The 6,510-nt window shown below is 44.9% G+C and carries 5 protein-coding genes and 1 pseudogene; 1 reads left to right on the forward strand and 5 read right to left on the reverse strand.

Features of this window, described 5'->3' with window-relative positions; all coding sequences use genetic code 11:
* On the forward strand, positions 1-1,936 hold a 1,936-nt coding region (locus CWI66_RS17030; RefSeq protein ID WP_198517608.1), incomplete at its 5' end, for a DNA sulfur modification protein DndB.
* On the opposite strand, the gene CWI66_RS17035 is transcribed toward CWI66_RS17030, so the two are convergent.
* From CWI66_RS17035 to CWI66_RS17055, 5 genes and pseudogenes are all read right to left on the reverse strand, one after another.
* Positions 1,933-2,241 (reverse strand): DndE family protein, encoded by a 309-nt coding sequence (locus CWI66_RS17035; protein ID WP_100732329.1) that lies wholly within the window; start codon positions 2,239-2,241, stop codon positions 1,933-1,935. The genes CWI66_RS17030 and CWI66_RS17035 overlap by 4 nt on opposite strands.
* The gene (gene dndD / locus CWI66_RS17040) at positions 2,231-4,225 is read right to left on the reverse strand and encodes a DNA sulfur modification protein DndD (protein ID WP_100732330.1); all 1,995 of its coding nucleotides are present in this window, start codon (positions 4,223-4,225) and stop codon (positions 2,231-2,233) included. Before dndD ends, CWI66_RS17035 begins: the two co-directional genes overlap by 11 nt.
* Positions 4,222-5,829, reverse strand: a complete 1,608-nt coding sequence (dndC, locus tag CWI66_RS17045) for a DNA phosphorothioation system sulfurtransferase DndC (protein ID WP_039181404.1) — start codon at positions 5,827-5,829, stop codon at positions 4,222-4,224. The genes dndD and dndC overlap by 4 nt, the downstream gene beginning before the upstream one ends.
* Positions 5,826-6,338 (reverse strand): DNA sulfur modification protein DndB, encoded by a 513-nt coding sequence (locus CWI66_RS18735; RefSeq protein ID WP_100732331.1) that lies wholly within the window; start codon positions 6,336-6,338, stop codon positions 5,826-5,828. Before CWI66_RS18735 ends, dndC begins: the two co-directional genes overlap by 4 nt.
* Positions 6,292-6,510 (reverse strand): annotated as a pseudogene (locus CWI66_RS17055) (IS66 family transposase); the annotation flags it as partial. The pseudogene CWI66_RS17055 and the gene CWI66_RS18735, both read right to left, overlap by 47 nt.

Genomic DNA, 6,510 nt, shown 5'->3' on the forward strand with positions numbered 1-6,510 from the left:
CACGGCGATGAAGGAATGGCAGGCCAAGCGGCCTGAGTTATTTACCAAACGGGTGGTCAATCACACGGGACCCGACAGATATGTAAGTAGCGAAGATAATGGATTGAACATAGATGGGGTTAGTATTTCGCACCCTGGAGCTGAAGATAAAAAGAAACTCTTTAATAATGTGCCAGTAGAATTGAGATGGGATAAAGATAAGATTTCTGCTGTTGTTGTTGATGGCCAGCATAGAGTAGAGGCCTTGAGAAGATTTTACCATGGAGAAGGTTCTGAAGGGGAGAGTAGCATTTCTGTCTCATTTGTGATTTTTGAGAATGCTGATGATTTGCCAGTAGTAGACGCTACGAGGCAACTTTTTATCGATGTGAATAATACTCCTAAAAGAGTATCTGAGCAAAAGCTTATTTTTATTGATGATAGAAATCTCCTGAGAAGAGTTAGCTCACGTGCGCTTGGCGCCTTACCGCCTGGCGGTAACTCAGAAGAAGATCCATATCAAAAGCTACATAAAAAAGGATGCTTCTCTTTTGCATCGCTTGACTATATCAATAAGTATTTGGTTGGTGAGGATGGTAGTGATGATGAAGATATAAATACCATTTTTAGAAGTCATGAAAGCCTCTTTCCATGGGAAGTCACTCATATCTTAACTTTGCACGACAATTTAATTCAGTCTATTTTGTTGTCAGATAGTGGTGTTGTAGATGGTAACGCAAGCTTAGTCAAAGTGTGTCGAATTATTAACGATAATATTCTGGAGAATTTGCTAGATGATGCTCTTTCTGGATGGCCTGAGGATCTTGAAGAGCTGCCTGATTTTTTAAGAAATAACGGATTAGAGGAAGGTGAGCAAGAAGCATTTATCCGGTTGACTGAGTTGCGTTTGAGCTACTTAGAAGCTTTAAATGAAATAAACGAGTCAGGTGAGCTAAAAAGAGAAAGAGATGAAAAAGTCAGAGGCTTAAAGCTGCAATATGCTACTAAGTATGAATCAATTAGAGCTTTTGATTTTTCTGTAAAAAGCACTACTAGTTTAGTTGGATCTTCTTTGAGTGCGGTTTGTGAAATAGCATCTAGGGTGTTTAATAGTCTTTGGTTTGTTACGGAAATACACGACTGTTTGGAGAATGGAGTAGAAGGATTTGGCCCTGAAGAGGCTTATAAATTTATTGTAATGAGCAAGGAGAAGTTTTCTTCTTGGAGTCGTAATGGCACTGTAAAGCTTAAAAAGGCACGTGAGGAATATGTGAGTATAAATGATTTTAGCGAAGCTAAAAGCTTGGCATTGAAATCGTTTATACAAAGACTTGAAGCCCAGACAAATGGGAACTTATTAAGGACAATGGTTGGTCAGCAAATGCTGTTCGGCTATTTAGATGCTCAAGATCGCCTTAGAGATGGCGATTTATCTTATCTTAATGAGCATCTGGGAGAGATTATCCAACCAATTAATAACTTGGGATTGGCTGGTTATTTTGATATTAAAAAAACAATTGAGTTTAATGTCTGTGGGGTTTTGCTAGGTTTGTCGCCATGGGAGGGCTTGATCGTTAAAAATGAGGCTATGAGCCCAGGGCCGAACAATGCCGCTAAAGGTAGCAAGTTACTAAACTTAATATCTCTTGAGGTAAAAGTACGATCTGATGTTTCAAGAAAAAGAGTGGGGATGAGTGATTATAATTCTGTCATAATGTCATATGGTTCTCGAGTATTTGAAAAGCTCAGTGTCGAGATGACTATGGAAAAAATCTGGCAAGCACTAATTCATAATAATTGTTTGAATTACTTGACGGAAAATGAAGCTAATAATTTTTCTTCTCCAGACTTTCCCGATGCCGAGAGTGCATCATACCCTCGGCTTGTTAAAAAAGTTCTGGGTGGTATGTATTACGAGAAAGTCTATGATGAAATGCTGCCGCTTATGAAAAGCTAAATACCACTTTCTACATGAAGCGCCCATAATATAGCAGCTTCATCAGGTGAAGCAGAAGGGTAGAGGTTCTTTAAAGCAACCTCTACCACTACTTGGCATTCACCCAGCCATGTAGATTTGTCAAGCTTGATGGTGCCCATTGTAGGCCTTTCTAGATTTTCTAATCTCACTTTGAAGTTTTTTTCTAGGGATAAGAAAAAATTTTCGTTTGCAAGCTGATTAATACTTTGCCCACTTGCCTGTTTGGCTCTCTTTAAACGATCTTCTGTCTTCTTAGTCAAGGAAAATTTTCGATCAGTAAGCATTATCAAAGTAACCTTCTTGTAGCGTTGTGGAGGCTGTAGCTGGATTGTAAATTATTTCATATTTTTTCGAGATGGCGTAACTGAATGGCTGAGAGTGCTTTTTGCTTAATTTTATTTCAGTGTCGGTCGAAAGTAAAACGACTTGGTGGCTGGCAGAAGGAAAGTAATGATCAATGATGCGTTGGCGATGTTCTGAATCTAATCGTCCCAACGGAGTGTCGATAATAATGGGCAAACGTTTGCCAGAGCATTTACCTAGCGCTTCGAGCATTGCTGTGGCGTAAATTTGTTTTTCACCAGCTGACAATTGGTTACGATCTAGTGTTTTACCATCAGTGTGCTGTAAATTGACAGCAAAGGTTTGCGGGTTGATTCGTGGAGTAATATGTTCGTAGCTTTTACGTGACAGGCGTTTGAATGACTCTCCAAATGCGTGCTCCAGCTCTTTGACTTTACTGATTTTTGCCTGCTCAGTATAGCTCGTTAGCATATCTCGTATACTATTGGCCATACCGACAGCATGGGCATTATCAGATTGAGACTGATGCTCTGCTTCTAACTTTCTGAGCTTGCGTAGACAATCCATGGCAGCCCTAAGCTCACGCTTGGCATTTTCACGCTTCTCTTCAATTCGGCTATATAAGCGGCCCTGGGCTAGCTGTGCCTCATGCAATGCAGCGTAAAGGGGTTTAATGCGCTGCTCATCAGGAGCACGTTCTAGGTTGGTTGCACATTCACTCAGCTCATGCCGCAAACGTTCTAGCCGCTCTTCTAACGCGTCCACTTCCTTTTTTTGCTTAGGTGCCTCAACGGTAATTTGATGCCTTAGGCGTTCAATCTCACTATCCGATAGGTCGTGAATGAGCTCAACTTTTTTGGGGTCATCCAAGCTTTTACCAAAAGCTTTGGAAATTGCAGTATCTAACAGTTGCTCTTTGCCCGTTAATGCGCTGGCCAGCTCTTTGCGAAGGGCATTTGCCTGGCGTTTGGCTGCTTTATGGGTAATCAGTTGCTTACGGTAACGGCTTTCTTTATCCAGTTGCTCAAGCAGCTTACCTAGCGCAGTAGGTGCTAAGGCTATTGGGTAGAGTGAGCCTTTCAATGTGCGAATACGCGCTCTAATACTGTGTTGCTCTGCTAGTAAACGTTCCATTCGCTCTTGTTCTGCAGAGCGGTTTTCGTACCATGCACCGCCATGAGCTTCGATTTTTCGCTCTTTATGCGCAATATCAGCTTTTAAATTATGCAGTTGGTCTTCAAGAGCTTCTTTGGCGTCTCGCTCTATTTCATAGTTCGCGTAGTAGCGTTGATAATCGCTTTCTAGTTGTTCTGCTTCTTTACGAATGGCATCAGGAAGGCGCCCCTTTGTATGATTGCGAATATATATGCCTAAGTCGGCTCGTAACCTGCTGACTAAGTCGAGTCCTAACAATCGCTCGATTGCATTTGCCAAGGCTGCATTTCCATTTGACTCTGCAAGCTCAGCGATTTTTTCACCATCAAAGAAAAAAAGATCGGCGATCCCGATAGGAATAAGGTCATTTAGAAAGCTTTGAGCCTGCTCATAAGTCAGTGACTTCAGCACCTCGCCATCACGCGTAATTTGAAGTTTCTCACTGACTACACCGCTGGTATCAACGAACCAACTGCGTACGACATCATACTCATGAAGTTTGCCGGCTTTACTATCGCTAAAGGTAAGGCGCACATAAGCTGATTTTGGCGGTACTGCATTAGTGCGAGACTTATGCATAGAGTCGGCTAAATAGCGGTGATACGTCTCATTATCTACTTTATCACCCAGTGTGCGCTTGCCGTATAGAGCGAGCCGTACTGCAGTTAAAATGGTAGTTTTGCCTGCGCCATTTAGACCGTCAAAAAGAATGATCGGTTTTTCACCACTTAAACCTACAGGTTTGAGGTCTATTTCGTGATTGCCGCTATAGACTCTGAAGTTACCCAAGTAAAGTTTTTCAATGATCATTGGTCTAGCTCCGCGTACTGCAATTCCAGGCCTGACAGCAATTCGTCATACACACTTTTGGCGTTACGAGTTTTACCTTGGTAAGTAGTGTTGTCCTGAAACATGTCCTGCATCACACTTTTAGCGTTATGCATGGTAGGCAGTGTCATGCTGGCGTCCTGTTTTTTGCTGCGCAAGCTGTCTAAGTCGCCCCAGTCCTGGTTCAATAGTGTGTCGATACGCTTGAAAACACCGTGGCGTTTACTCAAACCATCCAGTGATTGCTCTAGTTGGAGCAGTTTGATAGCTAGCTCTGCCGGGGTGTTATGTGCATGGCAAGCTGCACTGAGGGCTGCTGCATCTTGCTGAGATAATACGCCTGCAGAATCTTGCATCCACTCTAATTTGTAACCATACACGCTGGCATAGATGGCAGGCAGGGTATCGAGGGCATCCGGCTCGTTTGGATCATTTAGCCACTCGATGCGGATATGTCTGAGCTCATCTTCATGTATGAGACGGATAGGGTTGCCGCCATCATTAAGATGTTTTTGAATTTCCAGCAGCTTTTTGACCCATGCCTGACGGTATGACATCCAATAGGGGCCAGGGATGACCTTTTTTTCGGTGGTGGTCTCATCGTCAATTTGCCCACGCGCGTAATGCACCTTACCAGTACGGCGTTTATGGTTGCGGTACTTAGCCTTGTTGTGAGGCTTGGTGGTGCGATAAAGCAAATCCCGAAACGATTTGAGCCGTTTCATCCAAAGCTCGCCCGATTCAATGAGCCCCTCCATGGCTCGATCCTTGGTCACAACCGTGCATGTCCAGCAACCAAATCGAGAGTTGCCGCAAGACGGGGTTTTGGTATCGATGACGATAGGGCACTCGCCTGCATTTGAATCTTTATAAAGAGAAAACAGTTGGTGGTGCGTCCCCCCCCATGGTGTGGGCGCGCCCAGCAGGTACATCCATACCTCATCAAAGCTCCAGTCTTCGATAGGCATATAGGTGTATGCACCTGGCAGCGACGAATGTTTGGAGAGCAAAGAGCCATCTACTTTGTGTTTGGCAATAACTTGAGCACGCGAGGCGCTTTCTTGGCTTCGGGCTCCCAAAATGACAATGACCTCTCCATGGCGAGTCACTTTATCGAGGATAAAGCTACTCACTGGGTCAATTTTCATTCTCTCCGTACACCACCTGAAACTCTGTGTCGGAGCAGGATACCCTTTGCCTAGCAAATTAACCCAAAAGGTTTCACTGGCTTTGGGAGTGACCTGATGGGCAGAGAAGGGCAGGTTCTGCTCTTTTGCTCTGGTATTGATTTGATCGATGGTCGTCGAGATCATGTCAACGACCACGGGAGTTTCGACCAGGGTATCCGATGAAACGACATAGACATGCTTGTGCCGTTCATTAGCAGGGAGCTTTTCTATTGCTGTGTAGATTAGAGACAAAACAGCCGTCGAGTCTTTGCCACCGCTAAATCCAATAACCCAGGGGCGATCATCCTCCAGGTACAAGGTTTGAAGTTCCGCAATAAGATCTGGGAGGGGTCTACCAGCAAAGCTCTGGGAGGCGAGCATCTCATCTTGAGACGCAAAAAGCGTAGCTTCGCTCATGTTTTTTTAGCTCCCTCTAATTCGAGCTGAGTTTCAGTCAGGGGGATGTGAAGGCGTCGCTTAATGGAGCAGGCCAGCAGCTCGACAGATGTGTGAGATTTTGAAATTCGCCCGTCACGTAAGCAACGGCCCTCCCATTCAGGGTTGGTTCGAAGCCAATTTTCTTCTCTCAAAGGAAGCAGCTTTGACGTATACCAGTTTGGGTCGAAGGTGTCGGGCGCTGTATGGCGTAGTGAAGAGCATGCAACGGCGATAGCCTGAAGAAATACACCATGAGCATGTATGGTGCTTTGACGCAAATGCATAGACTGCCGTTCGCCATGTAGTACGGCTTGCCAATCGCTCATGACATTACATACCCCCTGCCAGAAGGCGATGCACTGTGAATGCTCACGCGAGCCAACAGCATCACGCTTGCGCTTTCCTAAATAACGCCAGCTAGCATTTTTGTAACTGTTTAGCTCACGCCGCCTGATCTGTGGCTGTAGGCTGCATGAAGGATGGCACATCACCCGCAAACAGTTGCTCCAGTGCGGTATGCGCCGCCACCCCTTGCTTGACGGCGGTCGAGAGGAAGCTGCGCATCCGGCAGAAGATCTCCGCCCCCTCCCAGGAGCGGAAACAGCCCGAGATTTTCTGCTGAACCTTGGTCATTCGCAGATCGCGTTCCCCCTGGTTGTT

The sequence above is a fragment of the Halomonas sp. 141 genome (genome assembly GCF_002810305.1).
In the GTDB taxonomy this organism is placed as follows: domain Bacteria; phylum Pseudomonadota; class Gammaproteobacteria; order Pseudomonadales; family Halomonadaceae; genus Vreelandella; species Vreelandella stevensii.

Excerpts from the sequence above, each read along its gene's own strand:
- CWI66_RS17035 (WP_100732329.1), bottom strand. The coding sequence starts at position 2,241 with ATGCTTACTGATCGAAAATTTTCCTTGACTAAGAAGACAGAAGATCGT.
- dndD (WP_100732330.1), bottom strand. The coding sequence starts at position 4,225 with ATGATCATTGAAAAACTTTACTTGGGTAACTTCAGAGTCTATAGCGGC.
- dndC (WP_039181404.1), bottom strand. The coding sequence starts at position 5,829 with ATGAGCGAAGCTACGCTTTTTGCGTCTCAAGATGAGATGCTCGCCTCC.
- CWI66_RS18735 (WP_100732331.1), bottom strand. The coding sequence starts at position 6,338 with ATGTGCCATCCTTCATGCAGCCTACAGCCACAGATCAGGCGGCGTGAG.